Source organism: Streptomyces sp. R44 (genome assembly GCF_041053105.1).
Taxonomy (GTDB): Bacteria; Actinomycetota; Actinomycetes; order Streptomycetales; family Streptomycetaceae; genus Streptomyces.
Genome location: NZ_CP163444.1, coordinates 5,604,911 through 5,631,908, shown reverse-complemented (window position 1 = coordinate 5,631,908; position 26,998 = coordinate 5,604,911). Strand labels below are relative to the sequence as shown.

Annotated in this window: 22 protein-coding genes; 6 read left to right on the top strand and 16 right to left on the bottom strand. The window is 73.4% G+C overall.

Annotated elements, in window-relative coordinates; translation table 11 throughout:
* Nucleotides 1-17: 17 nt before the first annotated feature.
* The 3 genes from AB5J54_RS26340 to AB5J54_RS26330 form a co-directional block, all read right to left on the bottom strand.
* Complete coding sequence (locus AB5J54_RS26340; protein ID WP_369146386.1) at nt 18-785, bottom strand: hypothetical protein; 768 nt, start codon at nt 783-785, stop codon at nt 18-20.
* A 130-nt stretch (nt 786-915) separates the two neighbouring features.
* The gene (locus AB5J54_RS26335; RefSeq protein ID WP_369146385.1) at nt 916-4,272 is read right to left on the bottom strand and encodes an ATP-dependent helicase; all 3,357 of its coding nucleotides are present in this window, start codon (nt 4,270-4,272) and stop codon (nt 916-918) included.
* 188 nt (nt 4,273-4,460) lie between these two features.
* Nucleotides 4,461-4,913 (bottom strand): MGMT family protein, encoded by a 453-nt coding sequence (locus AB5J54_RS26330; RefSeq protein WP_369146384.1) that lies wholly within the window; start codon nt 4,911-4,913, stop codon nt 4,461-4,463.
* 171 nt (nt 4,914-5,084) lie between these two features.
* Here AB5J54_RS26330 and AB5J54_RS26325 point away from each other — a divergent pair, with 171 nt between their 5' ends.
* Both AB5J54_RS26325 and AB5J54_RS26320 read left to right on the top strand, forming a co-directional pair.
* A complete protein-coding gene (locus AB5J54_RS26325; protein ID WP_369146383.1) occupies nt 5,085-7,724 on the top strand; it encodes a YbhN family protein in 2,640 nt (879 codons plus the stop codon).
* 61 nt (nt 7,725-7,785) lie between these two features.
* Nucleotides 7,786-9,360 (top strand): alpha/beta fold hydrolase, encoded by a 1,575-nt coding sequence (locus AB5J54_RS26320; RefSeq protein ID WP_369146382.1) that lies wholly within the window; start codon nt 7,786-7,788, stop codon nt 9,358-9,360.
* 61 nt (nt 9,361-9,421) lie between these two features.
* Here the strand turns inward: AB5J54_RS26320 and moeZ are convergent, their stop codons facing one another.
* The 12 genes from moeZ to AB5J54_RS26260 form a co-directional block, all read right to left on the bottom strand.
* Nucleotides 9,422-10,600, bottom strand: coding sequence for an adenylyltransferase/sulfurtransferase MoeZ (gene moeZ, locus AB5J54_RS26315; RefSeq protein ID WP_369146381.1), 1,179 nt, complete (start codon nt 10,598-10,600; stop codon nt 9,422-9,424).
* A 63-nt stretch (nt 10,601-10,663) separates the two neighbouring features.
* A complete protein-coding gene (locus AB5J54_RS26310; RefSeq protein ID WP_369146380.1) occupies nt 10,664-11,410 on the bottom strand; it encodes a spherulation-specific family 4 protein in 747 nt (248 codons plus the stop codon).
* The gene (locus tag AB5J54_RS26305) at nt 11,398-12,369 is read right to left on the bottom strand and encodes an NAD-dependent epimerase/dehydratase family protein (protein ID WP_351192615.1); all 972 of its coding nucleotides are present in this window, start codon (nt 12,367-12,369) and stop codon (nt 11,398-11,400) included. Before AB5J54_RS26305 ends, AB5J54_RS26310 begins: the two co-directional genes overlap by 13 nt.
* Before the next feature lie 129 nt (nt 12,370-12,498).
* Nucleotides 12,499-13,953, bottom strand: a complete 1,455-nt coding sequence (locus AB5J54_RS26300; RefSeq protein WP_369146379.1) for a hypothetical protein — start codon at nt 13,951-13,953, stop codon at nt 12,499-12,501.
* Nucleotides 13,946-15,616: a glycosyltransferase gene (locus AB5J54_RS26295; RefSeq protein ID WP_369146378.1), complete on the bottom strand. Its 1,671-nt coding sequence runs from the start codon at nt 15,614-15,616 to the stop codon at nt 13,946-13,948. Before AB5J54_RS26295 ends, AB5J54_RS26300 begins: the two co-directional genes overlap by 8 nt.
* A gap of 190 nt (nt 15,617-15,806) precedes the next feature.
* Nucleotides 15,807-17,444, bottom strand: coding sequence for an ABC transporter ATP-binding protein (locus AB5J54_RS26290; protein WP_369146377.1), 1,638 nt, complete (start codon nt 17,442-17,444; stop codon nt 15,807-15,809).
* The gene (locus AB5J54_RS26285) at nt 17,441-18,430 is read right to left on the bottom strand and encodes an ABC transporter permease (protein ID WP_369146376.1); all 990 of its coding nucleotides are present in this window, start codon (nt 18,428-18,430) and stop codon (nt 17,441-17,443) included. Before AB5J54_RS26285 ends, AB5J54_RS26290 begins: the two co-directional genes overlap by 4 nt.
* Nucleotides 18,427-19,404 carry an ABC transporter permease gene (locus AB5J54_RS26280; protein ID WP_369146375.1) on the bottom strand — a complete coding sequence of 326 codons (978 nt, stop codon included), beginning with the start codon at nt 19,402-19,404 and terminating at the stop codon, nt 18,427-18,429. The genes AB5J54_RS26285 and AB5J54_RS26280 overlap by 4 nt, the downstream gene beginning before the upstream one ends.
* Nucleotides 19,401-21,128, bottom strand: a complete 1,728-nt coding sequence (locus tag AB5J54_RS26275) for an ABC transporter substrate-binding protein (RefSeq protein ID WP_369146374.1) — start codon at nt 21,126-21,128, stop codon at nt 19,401-19,403. The genes AB5J54_RS26280 and AB5J54_RS26275 overlap by 4 nt, the downstream gene beginning before the upstream one ends.
* Before the next feature lie 160 nt (nt 21,129-21,288).
* Nucleotides 21,289-21,384, bottom strand: a complete 96-nt coding sequence (locus tag AB5J54_RS26270; protein WP_312883206.1) for an Ms4533A family Cys-rich leader peptide — start codon at nt 21,382-21,384, stop codon at nt 21,289-21,291.
* Nucleotides 21,385-21,485: 101 nt separating this feature from the next.
* Nucleotides 21,486-23,003, bottom strand: a complete 1,518-nt coding sequence (locus tag AB5J54_RS26265) for a DUF3152 domain-containing protein (RefSeq protein ID WP_369146373.1) — start codon at nt 23,001-23,003, stop codon at nt 21,486-21,488.
* An 8-nt stretch (nt 23,004-23,011) separates the two neighbouring features.
* Nucleotides 23,012-23,977 carry an alpha/beta fold hydrolase gene (locus AB5J54_RS26260; protein ID WP_369146372.1) on the bottom strand — a complete coding sequence of 322 codons (966 nt, stop codon included), beginning with the start codon at nt 23,975-23,977 and terminating at the stop codon, nt 23,012-23,014.
* A 140-nt stretch (nt 23,978-24,117) separates the two neighbouring features.
* On the opposite strand from AB5J54_RS26260, the gene AB5J54_RS26255 reads away from it, so the two are divergent.
* The 4 genes from AB5J54_RS26255 to AB5J54_RS26240 all read left to right on the top strand — a co-directional run bounded on the left by AB5J54_RS26255 (nt 24,118) and on the right by AB5J54_RS26240 (nt 25,950).
* Complete coding sequence (locus AB5J54_RS26255; protein ID WP_351192590.1) at nt 24,118-24,333, top strand: hypothetical protein; 216 nt, start codon at nt 24,118-24,120, stop codon at nt 24,331-24,333.
* 165 nt (nt 24,334-24,498) lie between these two features.
* Entirely contained in the window at nt 24,499-25,158 is a 660-nt protein-coding gene (locus tag AB5J54_RS26250) for a TetR/AcrR family transcriptional regulator (RefSeq protein ID WP_041131117.1), read from the top strand.
* Nucleotides 25,159-25,285: 127 nt separating this feature from the next.
* Nucleotides 25,286-25,513: a DUF3107 domain-containing protein gene (locus AB5J54_RS26245; RefSeq protein ID WP_189800025.1), complete on the top strand. Its 228-nt coding sequence runs from the start codon at nt 25,286-25,288 to the stop codon at nt 25,511-25,513.
* Nucleotides 25,514-25,680: 167 nt separating this feature from the next.
* The gene (locus AB5J54_RS26240) at nt 25,681-25,950 is read left to right on the top strand and encodes a hypothetical protein (RefSeq protein ID WP_369146371.1); all 270 of its coding nucleotides are present in this window, start codon (nt 25,681-25,683) and stop codon (nt 25,948-25,950) included.
* Between the two features lie 23 nt (nt 25,951-25,973).
* Here AB5J54_RS26240 and AB5J54_RS26235 read toward each other — a convergent pair whose 3' ends face one another.
* The gene (locus AB5J54_RS26235) at nt 25,974-26,696 is read right to left on the bottom strand and encodes a ferritin-like fold-containing protein (RefSeq protein WP_369146370.1); all 723 of its coding nucleotides are present in this window, start codon (nt 26,694-26,696) and stop codon (nt 25,974-25,976) included.
* Between the last annotated feature and the right edge of the window lie 302 nt (nt 26,697-26,998).

Sequence of the window (26,998 nt, the reverse complement as noted above, 5' to 3'; positions counted from 1 at the left end):
TCACGGCCCGGGGTGCGTCAGGAAGCGCCCTTCATCAGCTCTTCCATGTCGACGACCTCGCCCTTCGGCGGGGCGGTGACGCTGACCGGCCGGCCGAAGTCGCTCAGGGTGACCGTGCCCGGCTCGTCGCCGCCGGTCGTCACGACGCGGAGGATGTACGGCTTCTCGGAGTCCTTGGCCACGTAGAAGGTCGTGGTCTCGTCCTTGTCCTTCTTGGTGAGGACCGCGGCGGGCTTGCCGTCGACGTCGGCGTCGGCCTCGCGGGTCAGGCCCTTGCGCGGCGTGTCCTCGTCCATGCCCTTGACGATCTGCTTCAGGTCGCAGAACGCGCCGGGGCCGCCCTCGCCCGCACCGCTCTCCTTCGGCATCTTCATCCAGCGGCCCTTGAGCAGCGCCGACATGGAGTCGGACTCCTCCGAGGAGGCGCCCTCCTCGCCGCCGGTGGACTTCCAGAAGGCGTCGTCGCCCTTCATGTAGCTGGTGCCGCCGGTGCCGATGATCTCGGCGGTGCCGCCCGAGGGGGCCTTCATCGAGCCCTTGCAGTTGCCCTTGTCGTCGACGGCGAAGTCGATGGTCATCTCCTCGCCGTCGGTCTTGCCGGTGCCGTTCATGTGGAAGGCGGTGGCGGCCTTCGTCGTCTCGACGCCCTTGTCGGCGATGGCGTCGGCCGTGAGTCCCGCGAAGGGGTCGGCGGCCTTGTCGTCGCCCTTGGAACAGCCCGTGGCACCCGCGATCACGGCCACACAGACCGTCGCCGCAGCCCAGAGCTTCCGGTTGGCCCTCATGCGCGTACTCCTCACAGCGTCTTTCACAGCTTCTCTTCACCACGCCTTCAGGTGGGCGCGCAAAGAGTGACCCGTGAGACCGGTCGAAGGATGTACGGGGGGAACGTGACGCTCCGCACACGCCCCCGGGTCAGTCGACGACCTGGCGGCCCTCCGGCTGGGCGCTGCACGAGGCCCGGAAGGCGCAGGTCGTGCAGTGCTGGCCGGTGCTCGGGGTGAACCGCTCGTCGAGGACCCGGCCCGCCGCGTCGGCGAGCAGCTCGCCGACCCACTCCCCGGTCAGCGGCTCCTGCGCCTGGACCTTGGGCAGGGCGTCGCCGCCCTCCTTCTTCGGAGCGGCCTGCCGCAGCTGTACGAGCTCGGCGCCGCCCGGCTCCGGGCGGTCGCCGCCGAAGACCTCGTCGAGGGCGCCCTCGCGCACGGCGAGCTGGTAGACGGCGAGCTGCGGGTGGTGGGCGACCTCGTCCTTGGTGGGGGCGGACTTGCCGGTCTTGAAGTCGACGACGTACGCGCGCCCGTGCTCGTCGGTCTCGACGCGGTCCATGGAGCCCCGGATGCGGACCTCGTACTCCCCCGCCTCCAGGGTCACGTCGAAGCCGTGCTCGGAGGCGGCGGGCGTACGGCCGCCGCGGTCCATGACGTGCCAGCTCAGGAAGCGTTCGAGGGCCAGGCGCGCGTGCTGCTTCTCCTGTGCCGACTTCCAGGGGGCGTCGAAGGCGAGGGCGTCCCAGACGGAGTCGAGCCGGGCCATGAGGACGTCCAGGTCGGCCGGGGTGCGGCCGGAGGCGACCTCGTCGGCGAGGACGTGGACGACGTTCCCGAAGCCCTGGGCGGCGGTGGCGGGGGCCGCCGCCTTGACCTCGCGGCCCAGGAACCACTGGAGGGAGCAGGTGCCGACGAGGTTCTCCAGGGAGCTCGGCGACAGCGCCACCGGCCGGTCGCGCTCACGGAGCGGCGCCGCGCTGTGGGTCGGCTCGAACAGTCCCCACCACCGGTCCGGGTGCGCGGCCGGGACCAGCGGCTGGCCGTCCTCGTCGGTGAGCGCGGCCAGCCGGGCGAGCCGGTCGGCGGCGGCCTCCCGGAGCTCCGGCGAGGCCTCCGGGTCGACGGTGGTGGCGCGCAGCTCGGCGACGAGCGCGGAGACGGCGAGCGGGCGGCGGGGGCGGCCGGGGACGTCCTTCGGCTCGGCGCCGAGCTCGGTGAGGAACCGGGACGGCTGGTCCCCGTCCTCGGCGGCGGCCTTCACGGCGGTGACGACGAGCCGGTCGCGGGCGCGGGTGGCGGCGACGTAGAACAGCCGGCGTTCCTCGGCGAGGAGGGCGCCGGGGGTGAGGGGTTCGGCGAGGCCGTCGCGTCCGATGCGGTCGGCTTCGAGGAGCGAGCCGCGGCGGCGGAGGTCCGGCCAGAGGCCCTCCTGCATGCCGGCGACGACGACGAAGCTCCACTCCAGGCCCTTGGAGCGGTGGGCGGTCATCAGGCGGACGGCGTCCGGGCGGGTGTGCCGGCGGGTGAGGGTGTCGGCGGCGATGTCCTGGGCGTCGAGCTCTTCGAGGAAGTTGAGGACGCCTCGGCCGCCGACGCGCTCCTCGGCGCGGGCCGCGGTCTCGAAGAGCGCGCAGACGGCGTCGAGGTCGCGGTCGGCATTGCGCCCGGCGGGGCCGCCGCGGAGGGCGGCGCGCTCCAGGCGGCCGGGCCAGGGGGTGCCGTTCCAGAGCACCCAGAGGGCCTCTTCGGCGGTGCCGCCGTCCTTCAGGAGGGTGCGGGTCTCCTTCAGCAGCCGGCCGAGACGCTGGGCGCCGCGCGCGTAGGCCGGGTCGTGCGCCACCAGCCGCTCCGGCTCGGCGAGGGCCCTTGCGAGGAGGACGTCGGAGGGGGGCGGGACCTTGTTGCCCGCGGCGCGCTCCTCGTCCCGCAGGGCGCGGCCGAGGCGGCGGAGGTCGGCGGGGTCCACCCCTGCGAGGGGTGAGGCGAGCAGTTCCAGCGCGGTGTCCACCGGGAGCCAGTCGGGGGTGTCGTCCGCCTCTGGTGCGGGCTCGGCGTGCGGGTCGGGTGCGGCGCCGTCGTGGGTGGTGCCCACCCGTTCCGCCCCGGCGGAGCCCGTGCCCACGACCTGGGCCACCGCCCTCAGCGCCAGCAGCAGGGGTGTCACCGCCGGTTCGTGGCGCAGGGGCGTGTCCGCGCTGTCCGTTTCCACCGGGACCCCCGCCGAGGTGAGGGCACGGCGGAGGGACGGGAGGGAGGCGGCGGCGCGGGTGAGGACGGCCATGTCCTGCCAGGGCACGCCGTCCTCCAGGTGCGCGCGCCGCAGCAGGTCGGCGATGTTCTCGGCCTCCGCCGAGGCCGTGGGGTACGTGTACGCCTCCGCCCGGCCGCCGCCCCGTGTCGGGGCGAGCTCGCGGTGGGCGCGGACCTTGTCGGCGGGGAGCCGGGGCATCGGCATCCGCTGGGCGAGCAGCCGGGTCGCCCCGAGGAGCTCCGCGCCGGAGCGGCGGGAGGTGCGCAGGACCTTGACGGCCGCGCCGCCGAAGGCGGACGGGAAGTCGAGGATGCCGTTCACGTCGGCGCCGCGGAAGGCGTAGATGGACTGGTCCGGGTCGCCGAAGGCGACGACCGTGCTGCGGCCGCCGCCCGCGAGCGCGTGCAGGAGCCGGACCTGGGCCGGGTCCGTGTCCTGGTACTCGTCGACGTAGATGGCGTCGTACGCGGGCATGCGGGCGTCCCGGGCGAGGGGTACGGCCCGGTGGACGAGCTCCGCGTAGTCGAGGACGCCCTGGAGGTCGAGGACGTCGAGGTACTCGGCGAGGAAGCCGGCCGCCGCCTTCCAGTCCGGGCGGCCGACCCGGTCGGCGAAGCGGCCCAGGGCGTCCGGTCCGAGGCCCAGCTCGCGGGAGCGCGCGAGGACGGCCCGTACCTCGTCGGCGAAGCCCCGGGTGGTGAGGCAGGCGCGGAGTTCGTCGGGCCAGCGGACGCTTCCGAGGCCCGTCTTCTCCAGGTCGATCTGGCCGGCGAGCAGTTCGCGGACGGCGAGGTCCTGCTCGGGTCCGGAGAGCAGCCGGAGCGGTTCGGCGAAGAGCTCGGCGTCCTGGTGGGCGCGGATCAGGGCGTAGCAGTACGAGTGGAAGGTGGTGGCCTGCGGCGGGCGGCGGCCGCCGAGCCGGCCGGCCATGCGGTCGCGGAGTTCGACGGCGGCCTTGCGACTGAAGGTGAGGACGAGGAGGCGCTCGGGGTCGGCGCCCTTCTCCATGCGGGCGGCGACGGCCTCGACCAGGGTGGTCGTCTTGCCGGTGCCGGGTCCGGCGAGGACGAGGAGAGGTCCGCCGGTGTGGTCAACCACTTCCCGCTGGACTGCGTCCAGCTGAGGGGGATCCAGCGGGGCCGGCGTGGTGCGCACCAGTCGGTACGCGCCCGGGGTCCGCTGCCGTCCCTGACCCGGGTACGGCTGTCCCTGGTGCGGCGGCGTACGCCGGGTGGTGGAGGAGGAGCTCACGTGGTTCGCCGGTCCTGGTGGGTGTGGTGGTGCGGGTGAGGCGGCCGTGTGCCGTGGCCCCCGCCTCGGAAGACGCGAACGTCGACGTTACGCGAAGCGGGGCGCCGACGAGCCGTACTCCGTACCGCGTCCACCCCCGCGGACCCGTCCCGGCCGGGGCCCCGGCCGGGATGACCGGGGCGCCTCCCTCAGGTGTGAGTTCCGGCACCTCGATCGGCGGCCCGGCCGGCGCCCCCGGCGTCCCCGCCGGTCCCCGGGCCCTCGCCCGTACCGCCGTCCCAGCGCGCCCTGCGCATGTCGATCTTCGGTACGTGTCCCTCGGCCGCCGGGCCCGCCGTGCGCAGCGGGGTGCCCTCCTCGCGGTAGTGGCCGAGGGCCCGCAGCTCGTGGCCCGGGAGCAGCGTGCCGTCGGCGCGGACCACTCGCCACCAGGGGGCGGTCCCGCCGTACAGTGCCATCACACGGCCGACCTGGCGGGGTCCGCCCTCGCCCAGCCATTCGGCCACGTCGCCGTAGGTCATGACGCGGCCGGGAGGGATCGCGTCGGCCACGTCGAGCACCCGCTCCGCGTACTCGGGCAGCTCTCCGGTCTCCCCGACGGGCTTCCCGGCGGTCTCCCCCACAGGCTCCTCCATGCTCATCCGCCCCATCCTGCCTCACCGCACCGACATGGCCCTGATGCCTCCGCACGGCCGCTCTTCGTGCCACCATCGTGCGGGCGGTGACTGGTGATACGAGATCAAGAGCGACAAGTACAAGAACACGAACACGGACACGGACAAGATCGACAAGACGCGCATGCAGAGACGGACATGGTGATGGACACGAAGCCTCCTGAGGGGGCTCAGCCCGACGTGCCCGAGAAGGTCTCCGGCGACGAGCCGCTGCTCGCCGCCCGCGTCCACCGGCCCTCCGACCTGATGCGGCTGCTCGTCGGCCTGCTCGCCATCGGCCTCGTCATCGCCGTCGCCGCGTTCGCCCACGGCACCACCTCGGGCCTCGAGCAGGACATCAACAAGGGGGCGGTCGGCGCCCCCGACGTCTTCGTCAAGATCGCCGGTCTCGTCTCGTCCATCGCCGTCCTGCTCGTGCCCGTCGCCTTCGCCATCGAGCGGCTGATCAAACGCGACGGTCTGCGCATCGCGGACGGCGTCCTCGCCGCCGTCCTGGCGCACGGCGTCACCCTCGCCACCGACCTCTGGGTCGCCCAGGCCGCGCCCGGCACGATCCAGGACGCGCTGACCCAGCCGCAGTCCGGCGGCGGGCTCACGGACCCGGTGCACAACTACCTGGCCCCGGTCATCGCGTACATGACGGCCGTCGGCATGGCCCGCAGGCCCCGCTGGCGGGTGTCGCTCTGGGTGGTGCTGCTCCTCGACGCGTTCACGATGCTGGTGGCCGGCTACACGACCGCCCTCTCGATCATCCTCACCGTACTGATCGGCTGGACCGTCGCGTACGGAACGCTCTACGCGGTCGGCTCGCCGAACGTCCGGCCCACCGGGCAGACCCTCCTCGCCGGACTGCGCCGGGTCGGCTTCCGGCCGGTGACCGCGCTGCGCGCCGAGGGCGTGCCCGACGCCGCGGACAGCGGGGACCGGGGCCGCCGGTACATCGTGACCCTGGAGGACGGGCCGCCGCTCGACGTCACCGTCGTCGACCGCGAGCAGCAGGCGCACGGCTTCTTCTACCGCGCCTGGCGGCGGATCACCCTGCGGGCGATCACCACCCGCCGCTCGATCGTCTCGCTGCGCCAGGCCCTGGAGCAGGAGGCCCTCCTCGCGTACGCGGCGATCGCCGCCGGGGCGAACGCGCCGAAGCTGATCGCCACCTCGGAGCTCGGCCCGGACGCCGTGATGCTCGTGTACGAGCACATCGGCGGCCGGAGCCTGGACTCCCTCGACGACGCCGAGATCACCGACGAGCTGGTGCACAGCGCCTGGCGGCAGGTCCGGGCGCTGCAGTCGCGCCGGATCGCGCACCGCCGGCTCACGGGGGACGCGATCCTGGTGGATCGTTCCGGCAGAGTGATCCTCACCGATCTGCGCGGCGGCGAGATCGCGGCCGGCGACCTGATCCTGCGGATGGACATCGCCCAGCTGCTCACCACCCTCGGCCTGCGGGTCGGGGCGGAGCGGGCGGTCGCCGCGGCCGTCGAGGTGCTCGGCCCGGACACCGTCGCCGACTGTCTGCCGCTGCTCCAGCCGATCGCGCTGAGCCGCTCCACGCGCGCGACGCTGCGGAAGCTGGCCCGGGAGCGGTCGGCGCGGGAGCGGGAGGCCGTGCTCGCGGCCTCGGAGGCGGCCAAGCACGAGCGGGAGCTCGCCAAGGCCGAGGCCGCGGCGGACAGGACCGCCGTACGGGCGGAGACGAAGGCCGAGAAGAAGGCGGACAAGAAGGCCGAGAAGCGGGCCCTCGACACCGCCCTCGACGAGGCGCGCGAGGAGGACCTGCTCGCGCAGATCCGGCAGCAGGTGCTGCTGATCCGCCCGCAGGCCCCAGTGGAGCCGGTCCGCCTGGAGCGGATCAAGCCGCGGACCCTGGTCAGCATGATCGCGGGCGCGGTCGCCGCGTACTTCCTGCTGTCGCAGATCGCCCGTACGCCGCTGTCGACGGTCAGCGAGGCGGACTGGCGCTGGGTTGCGGCCGCGGTGCTGTTCTCGGCGATCAGCTACGTGGCGGCGGCGATGAGCCTGCTGGGCTTCGTGCCCGAGCGGGTCGGGTTCTGGCGGACGGTGGTGGCGCAGGTCGCCGGCTCGTTCGTGAAGATCGTCGCTCCGGCGGCGGTCGGCGGCGTCGCCCTGAACACCCGCTTCCTCCAGCGCGCGGGCGTACGCCCGGGGCTCGCGGTCGCGAGCGTCGGCGCCTCGCAGCTCTTCGGGCTCGGGGCGCACATCCTGCTCCTGCTCTCCTTCGGCTATCTGACGGGCACGGAGAAGTCGCAGTCCTTCACCCCGTCGAGGACGGTCATCGCCGGGCTCCTGACGGTCGCGGTGCTCGTCCTCGTGGTGACGGCGATCCCGTTCATGCGCAAGTTCGTGTCGACGCGGCTGCGCTCGCTCTTCGCCGGAGTCGTGCCGCGCATGCTGGACGTGCTCCAGCGGCCCATGAAGCTGGCGACGGGCATCAGCGGGATGCTGCTCCTGACCATCGTGTTCGTCCTCTGTCTGGACGCCTCGATCCGGGCGTTCAGCCACGGGAACCAGACGATCAGCTACGCGACCGTGGCCGTCGTCTTCCTCGCGGGCAACGCGCTCGGTTCGGCGGCCCCCACCCCGGGCGGTGTCGGCGCGGTCGAGGGCGCGCTCACCGTCGGCCTGGTCACCGTCGGCGGCCTGCCCATCGAGGTCGCGACCCCGGCGGTGCTCCTGTACCGCCTGCTCACGCTGTGGATCCCGGTGCTGCCGGGGTGGATCTGCTTCAACTGGCTGACCAAACGGGAAGCCCTCTAGGAGCCACCCGCTTGGCCCCCCGTCCCGCGCGGGGGCCCGGGCGGCGGACCACGATGGGCCTATGCCCATCTCCGCCGCCCAGCGCGCCGCTCTGCTGACCGCCACCACCGTGCTGCTCGCCGCCGGCTGCTCGGACGGGGGAGCCCAGGGGGCGGACCCGGTGAAGCCGACCGGCACGTCCGGGCTGTCGGCGCTGACCGCGCAGAAGCTGTCCTGGGCGCCGTGCCCGGCACCGTCCGCCGCCGAGGGCGGCGGTGCCCCGCCCTCGCCGCTGCCCGGAGGCGCGATCTGGGAGTGCTCCTTCCTCCAGGCCCCGCTCGACTGGTCGAAGCCGGAGGGCGAGACCATCGAGCTGGCCCTCATCCGCGCCAAGGCCCGTGACAGCGCGAAGCGGATCGGTTCGCTCGTCTTCAACTTCGGCGGGCCCGGCGGCTCCGGCGTCACCGCCCTGCCCGGTTTCGCCGCCGACTACGAGACCCTGCGCGGCCGCTACGACCTGGTCTCCTTCGATCCGCGCGGCGTCGGCCGCAGCGACCCGGTCGAGTGCGCCACCGACAAGGAGCTCGACGCCTACTACGCCCTGGACTTCACGCCCGACGACCCCGCGGAGGAGCGGACGCTGTCCGACGCGCAGAAGCGGTACGCCAAGGGCTGCGAACGGGACGCGGGACCGGCCCTGCCGCACGTCGGTACCGAGAACGCCGCCCGGGACATGGACCTGATGCGCCAGGTCCTCGGCGACGAGAAGCTGCACTACTTCGGCATCTCGTACGGCACCGAACTCGGCGGCGTCTACGCCCACATGTTCCCCGGGAACGTCGGCCGGGCCGTGTTCGACGCGGTCGTCGACCCGGACGCGGGCGTCGAGGACGGCGCCCTCGGCCAGGCGAAGGGCTTCCAGCTCGCGCTGGACAACTTCGCCCAGGACTGTGTGGACCGCGGCGACGAGTGCGCCCTGCCCGGCAGCAGCGTCACCGAGATCGAGGCGGGGATCATCAACCTGCTCACGGCCCTCGACAAGGAGCCGATCCCCGGCATCGGCTCCCGCAAGCTGACCCAGACGCAGGCCACCAACGGCATCGCGCAGGCCCTGTACTCGAAGGAGTTCTGGCCGTATCTGGAGCAGGGGCTCGACGCGGCCGACGGCGGCGACGGGGCGCTGCTCCTCTCCCTGTCCGACTCGATGAACGGGCGCGGCGAGAACGGCTCGTACAGCAACATCCAGGCCGCGAACGCCGCCATCAACTGCGTGGACTTCAAGGAGCGCTACACCCTCGGGCAGGCGAAGGAGCGGCTGCCGCAGTTCCGCGAGGCCTCCCCCGTCTTCGGCGACTTCATGGGCTGGGCGCTGGCGAGCTGCTCGCAGTGGCCGGTGCCCGGGGTCTGGGAGCACCCGGACGTCTCGGCGCCCGGCTCGGCGCCGATCCTCGTCGTCGGGAACACCGGCGACCCGGCCACTCCGTACGAGGGCGCGCGGTCGATGGTGAAGGCGCTCGGCGCGGGCGTCGGCGTGGAGGTGACGTACGAGGGAGAGGGCCACGGCGCCTACAACAGCGGTGACAAGTGCGTGAAGAAGACGGTGGACGCGTACCTGCTCGACGGCAAGGTGCCCGCCTCGGGCACGGTCTGCAAGTAGCCGGCCGTACGCATGCGGAAGGCCCCGGACGTGACGTCCGGGGCCTTGCGCACGAGCCGTCCTAGTAGACCGGCTTCTCGGGCTCGATCTGGTGGACCCAGCCGATCACGCCGCCGCCGACGTGGACCGCGTCCGCGAAGCCCGCGGACTTGAGCACCGCGAGGACTTCCGCACTGCGGACACCCGTCTTGCAGTGCAGGACGATCCGCTTGTCCTGCGGGAGGTCCTGGAGGGCGTTGCCCATGAGGAACTCGTTCTTCGGGATCAGACGCGCGCCCGGGATCGAGACGATCTCGTACTCGTTCGGCTCGCGGACGTCGATGATGTCGATCTTCTCGTCGGTGTCGATCCACTCCTTGAGCTGCTTCGGAGTGATCGTCGAGCCGAGCGCCGCCTCCTGGGCCTCCTCGGACACGACGCCGCAGAAGGCCTCGTAGTCGATGAGCTCGGTGACGGTCGGGTTCTCGCCGCAGACCGCGCAGTTGGGGTCCTTGCGGACCTTGACCTGGCGGTACTGCATCTCCAGGGCGTCGTAGATCATCAGGCGGCCGACCAGCGGGTCGCCCACGCCGGCCAGGACCTTGATGGCCTCGGTGACCTGGATGGAGCCGATGGACGCGCAGAGCACACCCAGGACGCCGCCCTCGGCGCAGGACGGGACCATGCCCGGCGGCGGGGGCTCCGGGTAGAGGCAGCGGTAGCAGGGGCCGTACTCGGACCAGAACACCGAGGCCTGGCCGTCGAAGCGGTAGATCGAGCCCCACACGTACGGCTTGTTGAGCAGCACGCAGGCGTCGTTCACCAGGTAGCGGGTGGCGAAGTTGTCCGTGCCGTCGACGATCAGGTCGTACTGGCCGAAGATCTCCATCACGTTGTCGGCCTCGAGCCGCTCCTCGTGAAGGATCACGTTCACGTACGGGTTGATGCCGAGGACCGAGTCCTTCGCGGACTCCGCCTTGGAGCGGCCGATGTCGGCCTGGCTGTGGATGATCTGGCGCTGGAGGTTCGACTCGTCGACCTCGTCGAACTCCACGATGCCGAGCGTGCCCACGCCGGCGGCGGCCAGGTACATCAGCGCCGGGGAGCCGAGGCCGCCGGCGCCGACACACAGCACCTTGGCGTTCTTCAGCCGCTTCTGCCCGTCCATCCCGACGTCCGGGATGATCAGGTGGCGGGAGTACCTGCGGACCTCGTCTACGGTGAGCTCGGCAGCCGGCTCGACCAGGGGTGGCAGCGACACGGGGACTCCGGTGGTCGGGATGTCAGTACGGTTGTTCTCCCCGTAACACTGCCACGCCCCTTCTCATTCCGAGACACCCAGTCCGATCCGCGAGACGATTTCGTCCCAGTAGCCGGGCAGCGTGTGGAATTGGTCGCTTTGTCCCGGACGGCCGGCGCGGTCGGTGAAGAAGATCGTCCCCGCCCCCTGCCAGCGCGCGATCCGCAGGGCCTCGTCGAGGTGGGTGCGCGGGACGCCGTGGACGAGGTGGACGAACTTCGCCTCCGTGTACTCGGCGGTCCACTCGGCCACCTGCGACCAGCGGTAGTCCACCCAGGAGCCGGCGAAGGTCACCAGCTGGTCCGCGGCCTCCGCGTACCCCGGATGGGGGTGGGTGCCGTGGGCGAGGACGAGGTGGGCCTCGCCGCCGAGCACGGCCTCCAGGGTCGCGGTGAGCCGCCGCGACCCGGCCAGGTCGGCCCGGTCGGAGGGGGCGCGGTCCAGGTAGAAGCCGCCGACCTTGTACCAGTCGAGGAAGCGGTGGGCGTCCGAGACGAGCTCCCCGAAGGGCCGGGAGCCGTACGCCAGGTCCAGGTGTCCGAGGACCTTCACCCCGGCGTTCCGCAGCTTCCCGGCCGCCTCCAGGCAGTGCGGGTCGGGGCGGCTCCCGGGGCCCTCCGCCACATTGAGCACCGCCCAGTGCAGCGGGGTCCCGGGGCGGGTCAGCTCGGCCCACTCGACGGGCGCGAGCAGCGGATGGGCGTAGCCGGGGACGCCGAAGCCGAGCGCCTGGACGGCCCCGGTGGCCGTGGTCGTCGTCAGATGCGACACGCCGCCTCCATCCAGATGTCGGCGAGGGACTCCTCCAGGTTGATCCGGGGCCGCCAGCCGAGCCGGTCGCGGGCGGTGCGGACGTCGGCCTGCTGCCAGGGGCCGCAGCCGTCGGGGTACGGGTACGGGGCGGAGCCCAGCTGGTCGGCGATGGTCCCCTCGGTGCGGGGGGCGCCGATCATCGGGCGCTGCGGGATGCCGTGCGGTCCGTCGAGCTCGTGCAGGTTGCCGGCGTAGCCCGCGACCCGGGCGAGGACGGCGGCGGCGTCCCGGAGCCGGACGGCGCGCCCGGTGCCGATGTTGACGACGCCCTGGGCGGCGGAGAGGGAGGCGGCGTGGACGGCCCGCGCCACGTCCCGTACGTCGACGAAGTCCCGCTGCACGCCGAGGCCGCTGAGCTTCAGCTCGCCGTCCCCGGCCTGCATCGCGCGGCGCATCGCCTCGGCGAGGCGGCCGAGCGGGGAGCCGGCGGGCGTGCCGGGGCCGACCGGGGAGAAGACCCGCAGGACGACGGCGTCGAGCCCGGAGCCGAGGACGAGTTCGGTCGCGGCGAGCTTGGACACGCCGTACGGGCCGCCGGGGCGCGGGATCGCGTCCTCGGCGGTGGAGGAGCCGGGCTGGCTGGGCCCGTACTCCGAGGCGCAGCCGACCTGGACGAGCCGGGCGCCGCAGCCGCTGCGGCGCAGGGCCTCGCAGACGGTGGCGACGGCGACGGTGTTGTGCCGGGTCAGCTCGCGGGCGCCGCCGCGGGTGGCTCCGGCGCAGTTGACGACGACCCCGGGGTGGACGGCGTCCAGGAAGCGGGTGAGCGCGCCGGGGCTGCCGGAGGCGAGGTCGAAGCGCACGTCGGCGTCGTCGCCCCGGCCGAGCGCGGTGAGGTGGACGGCCGGGTCGGCGAGCAGCCGGTCGGCGACGAAACGGCCGATGAAGCCGTTGGCTCCGAGCAGTAGCACCCTCATCGTGCGGCCCCTTCGTGCCGACCGGCCGGTGCTTGGGGTTGAGGGGTCATGGTCTTCGTTCTCCTTGCGGGGTGATGAGAGAGGTGACGGGGCGCGCCCGCGGCGTCGGCTCCGCGGGTGCACGGGGGTTCACGGGGTGGCGTGGGCGGAGGCCCGGGCCAGGGCAGTGGTCGCGTGGGCCAGCAGGCCGAGGGCGGCGCCGCCGCAGACGAGGGTGGGTACGGCCCCGGGGCCCCAGGTCTCGACGAGGGCGCGCACCGGGGCGGCGAGCGCGTCGAAGCCGGGGAGGGGGACGCGGGCGGCGAGGACGCTCGCGAGGGCGAGGGCCTCGGCGGCGCAGGTGGCGGCGAGGGCGGCGGCGGCCGTCTCGGGGAAGCCATGGACGGTGAGGAGCCGGGCGAGGAGCAGGAGCGCCCCGAGCGCGAGGGCTCCCGGGCTGAACCCGGTGAGGGCGAGCAGGGCGGCGAGGGCGAGGAGTTGGAGGGTCACGGTGCCGAGGAGCAGCGGCCGGGTGGCGGCGGCGAAGTCGGCGAGGCCGCGGCTGTCGGCGAGGCGGCGGCGGGCGCGGCGGGCGAAGAGGTGGGCGCCCCAGGCGGCGGGGGCGACGGCGAGGGCGAGGCCCAGGAGCGGCGCGGGGGTGAGTGCCCAGGGCCCGTCGGGGCCGCCGCTGAGGACCTCCTCCAGGAGTCCGTCGCCCCCGGCCGCGTACGCAAGCAGCCAGAGGGTCCAGAGCCCGGCGGTGGGGACGCGCCCTCCGTCGGGGGCGCGGAAGGGACCTCGGCGGACGGCGAGGAGCAGGGCCGCGACGAGGGCGAGTGCCCCGGCGGCCCCGACGGCGAGCCGTACGGGCCCGTAGGTGAGGGCGAGGCCGAGTCCGGTGAGCGCGGCGGCCCCGCCGGGGGCGAGGACGGCGAGCGCCCAGGGCGCCCGGGCCGGCGCCGGCTCCGCGGGGGGCGCGGGCTTCTCCTGTCCGCGCGGCACGCGCACGTACAGCTCTTCGGCGAGCGAGAAGACGTCCCGGTGCCGGAAGCGCGCGGCGGTCCGGTCGGTGAAGCCCTGCGCTTCGAGGCCGGCGGCGATCTCCAGGGGGTCGACGGCCCGCTCGCAGAGCTCCCGGTGCCGGTGCATGAGCACTTTCACGGGGTCGGCGTTCCCGCGCCGGGGGCGGGGGCGCGCGGGGGCGCCGTCCGCGCCCGAACGGGTGCGGGCCTCGGCCGCCGAGGGGTCGGCCGGGTCCGATGCCGGGTGCGGGTCCGATGCCGGGTGCGGGCCCGACGGGTCCGGGTCCAGGTCCGGTTCCGGGGCATCCGGTCCCGGGTCCGTGGCATCCGGTCTCGTGTCCGTGGCATCCGGTCTCGGGACCGGGGCGTCCGGCGCCGGACTCGGTTCCCATGCCGCGCCCGCCCCCGGGGCCGGGGCTATCCCGGAGGGTGCGGCCTCGTCCTCGGCGACGGGCGCGCGCAGGTCGAGGCCGGCGGCGGCCGTGAGGGCGGGGGTGCCGAGGAGGGCTTCGGAGCGGGCGTCCCAGGCTCCGGGGCTCGTCGGGGCGGCGGAGCCGCGCATGGGGGTGCCTCCTTCAGGCATCGGGGGCTCCTGTCCCCGCGGTCACGGTCTTGTGCGCCCAGCTGCCCGGCACATGGGCCTCGGCCGGGTGGGCGAAGGGAACGCCGTCCCCGGGGCGGCGGCGCACCGGCGCGTGGGAGAGGAGTTCGAGGTAGATGCCGCGGAACGCGGCGAGGTTCTGTTCCACCGTGAAGAGTTCGAGCGCGCGGGCGCGGGCCGCGGCGCCGAGCCGGAAGCGGCGCTCGGGGTCGCGGAGCAGCGCGAGGCACGCGTCGGCGAGCGCCCGGGGGTTGCGCGGGGGGACGACGAGGCCGGTGCCGCCGATGATCTCGACGACGGCGCCGACGTCGGTGGAGACGGTGGCCCGCGCGCAGAACATCGCCTCGACGAGGCTCGCTGGGAAGCCCTCGACGAGGCTGGACATGACGACGAGCGCGCCCGAGGCGTACGTGTCCTCCAGGGTGGGCGCCTCCGGGCCGCCGAGCTCCTCGAAGGTGACGGGGTTCTCGCCGACGGCGTGTGCGCCGGCGGCCTCGTCGGGGAAGAGCTGGGCCGCGAGCCCCTTGCAGTACGTGAGGTAGGAGCGGGCGCCGGGTTCGCGGTCGGGCACGGCGACGATCCGGAGGCGGGCGTCGGGCTGGCGGGCGCGGATCTCGGCGAAGGCGTGGAGGAGGCCGATGAGGTCCTTGGCGGGTTCGACGCGGCCGACCCAGACGAGGGTGGCGGGGTCGCCGCTCTCCTCGTCCTCGCCGACCTCGGCGAAGCGTTCGGCGGCCATGCCGGGGTGGACGGTGCGGATGCGGGCCCGGTCTGCGCCGCACTTCTCCTGCCAGCGGCGGGCGTGGGCGTTGCCGGGGGTGAGGAGGGCGGCCTGCCGGTAGATCTCGCCGGCTAGCCGGCCGTGGAGGGCGGCGAGCAGGGCGCGGAGGGGGGCGGAGCGGTCGGCGCCGGCCGCCGAGAGGTAGTGGGCGCGGAGCGGGACGCCGTACTCGGTGACGAGCAGCGGGGTGCCGAAGAAGCGTTTGGCCAGCAGCCCGGGGAGTGCCGTGGTGCCTCCGCCGGCGGCGTGGCAGAGGTCGGCCGCGCCGAGCGCGTCGTCCCCGTACCAGTCGAGGGAGAGGGGGCGCAGGGCCCGCTCCAGGTGTTCGGCGAAGGCGAGGTGGTCGCGGAGTCCGGCGGCGGCCGCACCCCGGCGTGCGCCGGGCGCGCGGCAGGCGGCCTCCAGGGCGCGGACGGCGTCGTCGGAGCGCAGCGCCCCGGGCAGTCCGCCGCGCTCGCGGGCGAGTTCGGCGAGGGCGTAGAGCCCCTCGGCGAAGGAGGTCGGGTCGTCCTCGGCGCAGAGTCCGGTGGCGAGCCGGTGGTAGGCCTCGGTGAAGCGGCGCCGCTCGTGGCGCCCGTAGGCCCGGCGGGAGGCGCGGTGCCCGCAGGGGCCGCCGGCCGGCGGGGCGGTGTCGGGGCCGCCTGGGTCGCCGGTGCGGACGACGCGGGCGTTCGGCGGGAGGGGCGCCGGGGTGCCGGTTCGCCCCGGGGCGTTCTGCGGCAGGGGCGGCGGGGTGCCGGTCCGGCCGAGGGCGTAGAGGTCGAAGCGGTGCTGTCCGAGCCCGTGGACGAGCCGTTCGCACCACCGTCCGGACTCACCGGTGGCGTACGGGTAGCCACCCTCCGTGAGCAGTCCGATCCGCACGCGTGCACCCCCGATCTCCCTTGACGGCGGTCACCTTCGGTCCGGTGACTCGCAGCGGGAAGAACGTAAGCGGAGACAGCGGTGGTGCGACGGACGGTTGTCCGTCGCACCACCGGAAGGGGTGAATGCACGTAACTTTCCCACCCCGGTCGCGTTCTGTCGCGCTACGCGGCGGATCCATCACGGAGCGTCAGGCGGCGGCCAGCTCCTGGCGGCGTTCCCGGCGCTCCGCCGCGAGCACCGGATCGAGCGAGGGGACGGCGGCGAGCAGCTGCCGGGTGTACGGATCCTGGGGCGCGCCGTACACCTCGGCGACGGTGCCCTGTTCGACGATCCGGCCCCCGCGCATGACGGCGACCCGGTCGCTGACCTGCCGGACGACCGCGAGGTCGTGGGCGATGAAGACGAGCCCGAGGCCGAGTTCGGCCTGGAGCTCGGCGAGCAGCGCGGTCACCTGGGCCTGGGTGGTGACGTCGAGCGCGGAGACGGGTTCGTCGCAGACGACGATCCGGGGTTCGGCGGCGAGCGCGCGGGCGATGCCGACGCGCTGGCGCTGGCCGCCGCTGAACTCGTGCGGATAGGCCTCGTACCGGTCGGGGTCGAGCCCCACCCGGTCGAGCAGTTCGCGCACCCGGCCCCGGATCCGGGTCTCGTCCCGCTCCCCCGCCACGCGCAGCGGGTCGGCGATCGACTCGCCGACGGAGCGGCGCGGGTTGAGGGAGGCGACCGGGTCCTGGAAGACCATCTGGAGCTCGCGCCGGTACGGGCGCAGCTCCCGCTCCGGCAGGGCGCCGATCTCCGTGCCCCGGTAACGGAGTTCGCCGCCGCTCGGGTCGAGGAGCCTCACGAGCATCCGGCCGAGGGTGGTCTTGCCGCTGCCGGACTCCCCGACCACGCCGAGGGTCTCGCCGGCGCGGACGGTGAGGGAGACCCCGTCGACGGCGGTCACGGCGGCCCCGCGCCGTCCGAACTCCCGGCGCAGTCCGACCGCTTCGAGCAGGACCTCGCCCTTCTCGGCGGGGGTCCTCTCCGGCCCGTCGAGCCGGGGCACGGCGGAGAGCAGGGCGCGGGTGTACGGCTCCGAGGGCGCGCCGAGCACCTCGGTGACGGGGCCGCGCTCGACCTCGCGTCCGCCGCGCATGACGAGCACCTCGTCGACGCTCTCGGCGGCGACGCCGACGTCGTGGGTGACGAGGAGCAGCGCGGTGCCGGTCTCGCGCCGCAGCTCGTGGAGCAGGTCGAGGATCTGGGCCTGGACGGTGACGTCGAGGGCGGTGGTGGGTTCGTCGGCGACGAGGAGTCTCGGCTCGCAGGCGAGGGCCATGGCGAGGAGGGCGCGCTGCCGCATGCCGCCGCTGAACTCGTGCGGGCGGGAGCGGGAGCGGCGGGCCGCGTCGGGGATGCCGACCCGGTCGAGGACCTCGACGGCGCGGGCCCGGGCGGCCTTCCGGGAGACCGGATGGTGGATCCGGTGGACCTCGGCGATCTGGTCGCCGACGGCGTAGTAGGGGTCGAGGGCGGACAGCGGGTCCTGGAAGACCATGGCGGCGACCCCGCCGCGCAGTCGCCGCAGCTCGGCGGGGGTGGCGGCGCCGACGTCGATGCCGTCGACCCGCACGGTGCCGCCGACCCGCGCGCCGGTCCCCCGGTGGAGGCCGAGGAGGGCCCCGGCGACGGTGGACTTGCCGCTGCCGGACTCGCCGACGAGGGCGAGCGCGCGGCCCTCGCCGAGGGTGAAGGAGAGCCCGTCGACGGCCCGTACGGCCCCGTCGAACTCGACGGTGAGGCCGTCGACCTCCACGAGCGGAGTGGTGGTGCGGAGCGTCATGTCAGGGCGACCCTTCGGTCGGCGAGGGCGTAGAGGAGGTCGGCGACGACGTTCGCGAGGACCACGGCGACCCCGGTGAGGAGCACGATCCCGACGACGATCGGCAGGTCGATGGTGCGGACGCCGTCGATGAGGGTCTTGCCGAGCCCGGGGATGCCGAAGAGCGACTCGGTGAGCACGGCGCCGCCGAACATGGTGCCGAGGTCGATGGCGCTGAGCGCGATGACCGGCGGCACGGCGCCGCGCAGCGCGTGGCGGGCGACGACGGACCGCTCCCCCACCCCGTAGGCGCGGAAGGTGCGGATGTGGTCCTCGGCGAGCGTCTCCAGGGTGGAACTCCGGGTGAGCCGCGCATACTTGGCCGATTCGAAGAAGCCGAGGGTGAGCCAGGGCAGCAGCATGTTCCAGGCCCACTGCTCGGGGTCCTCGCCGAGCGGCACGTACGTCGGGAAGGGCAGCCACTGGAGGTAGGCGCAGACGGCCATGAGCAGCAGCAGGCCCAGGATGAAGACGGGCGTGCCGGTGCCCGCGAGGGTGAGGACGGTGAGGGTCCGCTCGGTGAGTCCGCCGCGCCGGAGCGCGGAGAGCAGCCCGGTGCCGATGCCGACGACGAGCCAGATCACCATGGCGCCGAGGGCGAGCGAGGCGGTGGCGGGCAGCCGGTCCAGGATGAGCTCGGTGACCTGCTGGTCGGTCTGGTACGACAGGCCGAGGCAGGGCGCGTCGCAGTGCAGCACTCCGGTGCCGGTGGAGTACTCGCGGCCGGCGAGGACGCCCTGGAGGAAGTGCAGGTACTGGGCGAACACGCTCTGTTTCAGGCCGAGTTGCTCGCGCACCTGGGCGATCTGCTGCGGGTTGCAGCGTTCGCCGCAGGCGAGCCGGGCGGGGTCGCCCGGCGCGACGTAGAACAGCGCGTAGACGAGGACGGAGAGCGCGAGGAGGACGAGCACGGCGCCCGCGAGCCGCTTCAGGACGTAGCGGGTCATCGGGAGGTCTCCTTTCGCGTGCCCACGCCGAGCCGGCCGGCCTCGCGCGGGTCGAGGGCGGTGCGGACGGCGTCGCCGAGGACGGTGAAGGCGAGCACGGTCGTGAAGAGCAGTCCCGCGGGGAGCAGCACGTACGCCGGGTCGGCCCGGAACCAGGTCTGCGCGGTGGACAGCATCTGCCCCCAGGAGGGGGTGGGCGGGGTGACGCCCACGCCGAGGAAGGAGAGCGAGGCCTCGAACACGATGTTGGTGGGGACGAGGATCGCCGCGTACGTGATGACGGGCGCGGCGAGCGAGGGCAGCAGTTCGCGCCGGGCGGTCCGCCACCGTCCCGAGCCGGCGAGCCGGGAGGCGGCGACGAAGTCGAGACCCTTGAGGGTGAGGGTCTGGGCGCGCACGATCCGGGAGGTGCCGGCCCAGCCGAGCAGTCCGATGACCAGGATCAGCAGCAGGGGGCGCGGGAAGTCGCGGGGGACGACGGCGGTGAGCGCGATGGCGAACACGAGGAACGGCAGCGCGAGGAAGACGTCGGTGATCCGGCCGAGGGCCCCGTCGACCCAGCGGTTGCCGAGTCCGGCGGCGAGGCCGACTAGCAGTCCGATGAGGACCTGGACGACGGTGGCGCCGACGGCGACGAGCAGCGAGATGCGCGCGCCGTACAGGAGCCGGACGAACAGGTCGCGGCCGGTGCCGGGTTCGACGCCGAGCCAGTGGTCGGCGCTGATCCCGCCGAAGGAGCCGTACGGGACGCCGCCGCGGGCGGAGTCCACGAGCTCGTCGTGGAACGTGTGCGGGTCCTGGCCGGTGAGGGCCGCGAACAGCGGCGCGGCGACGGCGAGCAGGACGAGCAGGGCGAGGACGGAGGCGGCGGCGAGGGCGGCGGGGCGGGTGCGGAGCCTCCGCCACACCTGCCGGGCGGCGCCCGTGGCGGGAAGACCCGCCACGGGCGCCGGTGCGTCGGTCAGCGAGGTCACTTGACCGCGACCAGCGAGATGTCGAGGACGCCGGTCCAGTCGCTGATGACGACGTTCTTGATGTCCTTGCCGACGAGCCGCTTGTAGACCGGGTGGAAGAGCGGCACGTCCAGGGCCTGCTCGCCGATCTTCTTGTCGAGGGCGCCCCAGCGTGCGGCGGCGGCCTTGAGGTCGGTCAGCTTGTTGATCTCGTCGATCTCCTTGTTGACCGCCGGGTCGTTCAGCTGCGCGTGGTTGTAGTTGGAGCCGTTGGTGACGATCTGGCGTCCGTCGAAGATCGGCGCGAGGAACGGGCCGCCGGCCGGCCAGTCGGCGCCCCAGCGGGAGAGGAAGAAGCCGGGGGCGTCCTTGACGCTCCAGCGCTTCTCGTTGAAGGAGTTGGGCTCCTGTCCGTCGAGCTTGACGGTGATGCCGGCCTTGCCGAGCGCCTCCTGGACGGCGGTGGCGATCTCGGGGCTGGTGGTGCGGTTCTGGGCGGTGGAGTGCAGCAGGGTGACGGTCAGCCCGTTCGGGTAACCGGCCTCCTTCAGCAGCTCCTTGGCCTTCGCCGGGTCGCCCGTCTTCCCGGCCGGGAAGTGGTCGTACGGCGTGAAGCCGAAGGCCTTCTGCTCGGGCAGGAAGGTGGTGGCGGGCTCGGCGAGCGCGGAGCCGCCGGCGGCGTTGACGACGCTGGTGCGGTTGACGGCGTACGAGATCGCCTGGCGGACCTTCGGGTTGTCGAAGGGCTTGATCTTCGGGTTGAAGGCGATGTAGTTGGTGAAGCCGAAGTGGCCGGTGCCGACGCGGGCGGCGAGCGCCTTGTCGGAGCCGATCTGGGCGAGCTCGGCGGGGCCGAGGTTGGTGTCGGTGGTGACGGCGGCGGTGTCGGCGCCGGAGGAGGTGGCGAGGCGCTGGTTGATGACGGCCTCGTCGAGTCCGGACTTGACGTCGATGCGGTCGGGGTAGGCCTTGCGCTCCTCGTCGGTCTTGGGGTCCCAGTGCTCGTTGCGCTCCAGGACGAGGTGCTCGCCGTCGTTCTCGTTCTTGACGACCTTGTACGGGCCGGAGGAGACCGGGTGCTCCTCGTACTTGGCGCCGGCGTCCTTGGCCTTCGGGACGGGGGCGAACTGGGTCTGGGTGGCGACGAAGGGGAACTCGCCCTCGGGCTTCTTCAGCTTGAAGACGATGGTCCGCGCGTCGGGGGTGACGATGGACGCCAGACCCTTCTTGTCCTTGTACGGGCCCTGGTACGTGTCGCCGCCGACGAGCCAGTCACGCAGGTAGGGGGCGCCGCCGGAGAGCTCGGCCGCGAAGGAGCGCTCGATGCCGTACTTGATGTCGGCGCTGGTGATGGCCGTCCCGTCCTCGAACTTCAGGCCCTCCTTCAGCGTGTACGTCCACTCGGTGGCGTCCTTGTTGGGGCGGCCGATGTCGGTGGCGAGGTCGGGGACGACCTGGGCGCCGGCGGCACCCGCCTCGCGGTTGCGGGTGGTGAGCGTACGGAAGACGAGCGAGGGGACGTTGCCGCCGCCGGAGGTGTAGAGGCGGGCCGGGTCGAAGTCGCTCTGGGCCTCGTTGTTGAGGACGGTCAGCGTGCCGCCCTTCTGCGGGGCGCCGCCGGCCTTCCCGGAGGCTCCGCCCTTGGCGCCGGCGTCCTCGGGACCGCAGGCGGCGGCGCCCGAGGCCAGGACGACACTGACGGCGGCCGCTGCCACGCGGCGGGAGATGACGGACGAATGACGCATCGGAAAGAGACCTCTCGGGGTGAACGGCGAGAACTGCGGGAAAGGGGAGGAGAATTCCGCAGGCACGGGGAATCAGCCCGAAAGGGAGTCACGGCGCCTGCGGGAATGAAGAACCCGGGCGCGGCGAGAAAACAGAAAGCCGACGAGCGCTCGGGCTGCGTCAGCTACAGAGAATGTCGGCGACCGTGTGTCCGGTCACGCCGAAGAGCGCCAGCTCAAGGGCGGCGCTATCGGAAACGGCGTGACGGTGCGACATGCCGAGAAATATGGACGAACGCGTGAGCGATGTCAACGCGCATCCGCTCGATCCCGAGACGGCTGTCTCGGAATGCGGACAGCCGCTCCCCGGGCGGGATGTCAACTCGTCGGGTACACCCACGGGTTGGGACGGCACTTGATCCCGTCGATGTCCAGGGACTTCGTCTGCTGCTGCATCACGGGGGCGAGCGCGCCCGGCGTACGGCAGCTCACGTGACCGTGCCCGAGCCGGTGCCCGACCTCGTGATTGATGAGCATCTGGCGATAGGCGTGCATCGCCTTCGGACCGAAGGTCACCGAGCCCTGCGCCCAGCGGAACGCGTTGATCATCACGCGCTGGGTGGACGCCGAGTCGCAGGAGACGTTGTCGACGGTGGTGTCGAGCCCGGACTTCTTGCACCACTCGCCGGTGGTGCCCGGACTGGCGAGGGTGATCACGAACTCCGGCTCGCCGCTGGAAATGCGCTCGAAGGTCATCTCGCCCTGACCGGCCCAGCTGCGCCTGTCGTTGAGGGTCTGCTGCACGGCGTCGGCGAACAGCTTCGGATCCAGACCGATCCCCTTCTCGACGTCGACCCGGTAGCGGATCAGCCGTCCCTTGCCGGGCGCCTTCGCGAAGCCCGGCACGGCCTCGAACTCCCCGGAGCCCTTCAGCTTCGGGTCGATCGGGAACTGGCGGGTCATCAGCTGCTCGTACGTCGGCGGGGTGACGGCGGGGGCCGGCTTCGCCGGGACGGCCCGGTCGTCGGAGCGGGACGCGGAGTCGTCCGTGGGCCGCTCGGTCGGCTCGGCGGCGCGGGTGACGGGCGGGGCCTCGTCCCGGTCGGCGACCTGCCCGGCGACGACGACGGCGAGCACCGTGGCGACGGCGGCGGCCGCGACGCCGGTGAGGGTACGCCCGATCCCGCTCCGCCCGGGGGCGGCCTCGGGCTCGACGCCCTCGCCCTCACGACGGGGGCCGGGGATGAACGGCGCCTGGGCATCCCCCTGTTCGGGCGCGACGGTCCGAGGCGCCCCGTGCCGGGGCCCGACCGGAACGGGCCGCGGCCCGCCCCCCTCGTCGTGCTGCGGATGCCCACCCCGCACGGCACCCCCGAGAACGGGGACGCCGTGCGCGGGGGTCCCGGGGGTGGCATGCGTGAGGCTGCCGTCGGCGGGGGCGGGGGTGCGGTACTGCGGGGTACCGGGGGCTGGGGTCCGGTACTGCGGAATGCCGTGGGCGGGGGTGCCGGGAGCAGGCGTCCTGTATTGCGGAGTGCCGTGGGCCGGGGTGCCGGGCGCGGGGGTCCGGTACTGCGGAGTGCCCTGGGCCGGGGTGCCGGGCGCGGGGGTCCGGTACTGCGGGGTTCCTCGGCCGGGGGTTCCGTACTGCGGAGTGCCGTGCGCGGGGGTGCCCTGGGCAGGCCCGCCGCCGTACTGCGGCGTCCCGTACATCGGAGTGCCGTGGGCCGGGGTCCCGTACCCCTGGGGGCCCGGTCCGCCCTGGTCGGGGCCGGACGAGGGCCTGCGGCGGCGGCCCGTGCCGGCGGGCGGGCCCGAGGGGGCCGGTTCGGCTGCCGGCTGTCGGCCGGTCTCGGGCACCGACGGTGCGGAGCCCTTGCGGCTATGTCGTCCCACGCCCCGGATCAGCTCCCGCCGTCATCGGCGATCAGTTCCCGGACGGCCTGGGCGACCGTCTCCGGGTACTCCATCATCGCCACGTGCCCCGCCTCGGGAAGGGTCAGCAGGCGCGAGCCGCGGAAGGCGGCGGCCGCCTTCCGGGCCATCCGGTACGAGACGAGCCGGTCGCGCCCGCCGTAGACGAGCAGCGTCGGGGCGAGGACCCGCTCGGCCTGCCGCCACAGTCCGTGCTGCCCGCCGAGGGTGTACGCGTCGACGATGCCGCGCGAGGAGCGGGCCATGGCGTCCCAGAAGTACGGGAGCTCAAGGCGCCGCTCCATCTCCTCGACGGCGTGCCGGAGGCCCTCCTCGGTGACCTGGCCGGGGTCTCCGTAACAGAGGGAGAGGACGCCCTTGACGCGCTGCTCGGCCGACCAGTCCTTCGTCAGCTTCGCGAACAGCGCCGCGATGCCGGGCGCCGCGATCAGCGCGGTCGGCCAGGCGCTGCGCTGGACGCGCAGCTCGGGCAGGGCCGGCGAGACCAGCGTGAGGGTGCGGACGAGGTCGGGGCGGACGGCGGCGATCCGGGTGGCGACCGCGCCGCCCATCGAGTTGCCGATCAGGTGCACCGGTCCGCGTGCGCCGGCGTCGAGGAGCCGGATGACGGCGCGGGCGTGCCCGGTGACCGAGTAGTTGCCGTCGTCGGGCGGCGGGGAGTCGCCGAAGCCGGGCAGGTCGACCGCCTCGCCGTCGACGTGGTCCGCGAGCAGCGGCATCAGGGCGGACCAGTTCTGCGAGGAGCCGCCGAGGCCGTGGACGTACAGCGCGGGCGGCAGTCCGGTCCGGTTCCCCGGCCGGGCGCGCACGGTGAGGGTGAGTCCGGGCAGCGCGACGGAGCGGAGCTCCTCGCCGTCGGCGATCCGTACGGCGCGGGTCCGCGACGCGGTCGGTGCGGCGGCGGTCCGGGTTTCCGGCAGCTCGGTCGAGGACATGGCCGCAATATTACGAGACGATCACGCGCCGACGTGTGTGGGTGGGGTCACAGGTGCGTGTGCGGCGGGGCGCGTTCGCTCCTAGGCTCGAAGAGAGGGCCATCGGGAGCACCGCGACCCGCACCCCCGGAAGGAACCGCATGACTGCCGATCCGAGCGAGCCGGACACATTCACCGAGGAAGAGGTCGACGTGCTGGACCAGGAAATCCCGGAGGCCGACGCTGCCGAGCAGCACACCGAACTCCAGCAGCGCGAGGACGAGCAGCCCACCCATCTCGAGCGCGACTCGGCGAACGAGGCCGACGCGTCCGAACAGGCGCGCGTCGTCGCCCTGGACGAGGACGACTACCGCTGAGCGGACGACTCCCCGCTGATTTGTTCGGTTTAATCTTGAATCGGCTGTCGACCCGGGCGTCCGGTCCGTGAAATTCTGCGTTCGCACCGCGCACAGCCGGGTTACCCAAAAGTACGATGGCGGCGCGGCGCGACAGCGCGCATGGATCGATTTTTGGGAGGCCGCGTGAGCGCCATCGAGCAGACAGAGGCAGCACGCCCTCGGGGCACGCGCCTGCCGCGACGTGCCCGACGGAACCAGCTGCTCGGCGCGGCCCAGGAGGTCTTCGTCGCCCAGGGGTACCACTCCGCAGCCATGGACGACATCGCCGAACGGGCCGGTGTCAGCAAGCCGGTGCTGTACCAGCACTTCCCCGGGAAGCTGGAGCTTTACCTCGCCCTGCTCGACCAGCACTGCGAGTCCCTCCTGCTCGCGGTGCGCACGGCGCTCGCCTCGACGACGGACAACAAGCTCCGGGTCGCGGCGACGATGGACGCGTACTTCGCGTACGTCGAGGACGAGGGCGGCGCGTTCCGTCTCGTCTTCGAGTCCGATCTGACGAACGAGCCCGCCGTACGCGAGCGCGTGGACCGGGTCAGCCTGCAGTGCGCCGAGGCCATCTCCGATGTGATCGCCGAGGACACCGGCCTGTCGAAGGACGAGTCGATGCTGCTCGCCGTCGGTCTCGGCGGTGTCTCCCAGGTCGTCGCCCGCTACTGGCTGTCGAGCGGCTCCGGGATCCCGCGCGACAAGGCGGTCGGACTGCTGACCTCCCTCGCCTGGCGTGGCATCGCGGGCTTCCCGCTGCACCCGGTCGACGGCCAGCTCAGCGCCGAGGGGCACTGAACATTCCCGGAGGCTGTTCGCTCCTGGCGTGCGGCGGCTGACCCGTGCGGGTCCCCTCACCGGGCTAATGTGTGCAGCGTACGGCGCGGGTGTCCGCGCGAAGGCGACCGTTCGGAGGGACATAGCCGTGGAGGTCAAGATCGGCGTGCAGCACGCACCCCGGGAGATCGTTCTGGAGAGCGGGCAGTCCGCCGAGGAGGTCGAGCGCGCGGTGGCCGACGCGCTGGCCGGCAAGGCGCAGCTGCTCAGCCTCTCTGACGAGAAGGGCCGCAAGGTCCTCGTTCCGGCCGAGAAGATCGCGTACGTGGAGCTCGGCGAGCCCGCCGTGCGCCGCGTGGGTTTCGGCGCGCTCTGAGCCCGGGATCGGACGGGAAAGGCCCGGTGGACCGCTTCGGTCCACCGGGCCTTTCGTCTGCCCGTTCGGCCACGTCAGGGGGTACGGGAGGATTGCGTTCCGGACGCCGGGGGTAGGACGCCTCTGACCGCACCACCCGCCCCGCACCCCTCGCGAGGTGATCCGCCGTGTTCCTGGAAGCCCTCGGCTCCGCGCTCCTCGGTTTCGCCCTGGCCTGGGCCGCCGTCCAGTGGCTGGCCGACCGCCTCCCCGTCCGGGGAAGAGTCCTCGCCACCGGCGCGCTGGGCGGCGTCTTCGGTGCGCTGGTGACCCATGGGGCGCTCGGCCCCGGCCATTTCCTCGCCACCCTGACCGGCGCGGTGGCGGTGGCGGCGGTGCTGCTCTCGCTGCTGATCCGCCCGGCCGCGCGCCGGCTGCGCCGATCAGCGGCTGTCTGACCGGCGCAGCCGCCTGAGGCGTCTCAGGCGGCGAGGCCCAGCGCGGCCATCCGCTTGGTGTGCGCCTCGGTGATCCGGGAGAACATCCTGCCGACCTCCGCGAGGTCGAAGCCGTCCGCCACGCCGCCGACCAGCATCGTCGAGAGCGCGTCGCGCTCGGCGACCACGCGCTGGGCCTGGGAGAGCGCCTCGCCCATCAGGCGGCGCGCCCAGAGCGCGAGGCGGCCGCCGACCCGCGGGTCGGCCTCGATCGCCGCGCGGACCTTCTCCACCGCGAAGTTGCCGTGGCCGGTGTCGTCGAGGACCGCGAGGACGAGCCCGCGCGTGTCGGAGTCGAGCCGGGCCGCGACCTCCCGGTAGAAGTCACTGGCGATCGAGTCGCCCACGTACGCCTTGACCAGGCCCTCCAGCCAGTCCGAGGGCGCGGTCAGGCGGTGGAAGTCGTCGAGTGCCTTCGCGAAGGGCTCCATGGCCGAGGTCGGCTCGGCGTCGACGGCCGCGAGGCGGTCCCGCAGCCGCTCGAAGTGGTGGAACTCGGCCGAGGCCATCTTCGCCAGCTCCGCCTTGTCCGCGAGGCTCGGCGCCAGCTTGGCGTCCTCGGCGAGCCGCTCGAAGGCCGCGAGCTCTCCGTAGGCGAGGGCGCCGAGGAGGTCGATCACGGCGGCGCGGTACTGCGGCTCCGCGGAAGCCTCCGCCCAGTCCTTGGCGGCGATCCCGGTGGGTGTGGCGTTGTCAGGCGTCTCCATGGAGCGCACAATAGCCCGCTCGCGCGACCCGGGAAGGCCCTGGTCAGTCAGTGTGACCGTGCCCTCATCACGATTTCTCCCAACACACATGCGCGAATCCGGGGTACAGTGATAAGGCGCCTGCTGAGTATGCGGACATGCTTTCGCACGTTCGGACGTATTCGGTGGGCCGACTCATGAATGAGGATGCCCGGTCGGTGGCCCGATCGGCTCCGGCCCGACAGCCCTTCCGGCGGACCCGCGGAAGGGTCACCCTCAGCGGTACGACGCTCGAGCGACGGCAGTGGTCCCGTGCCACCCGG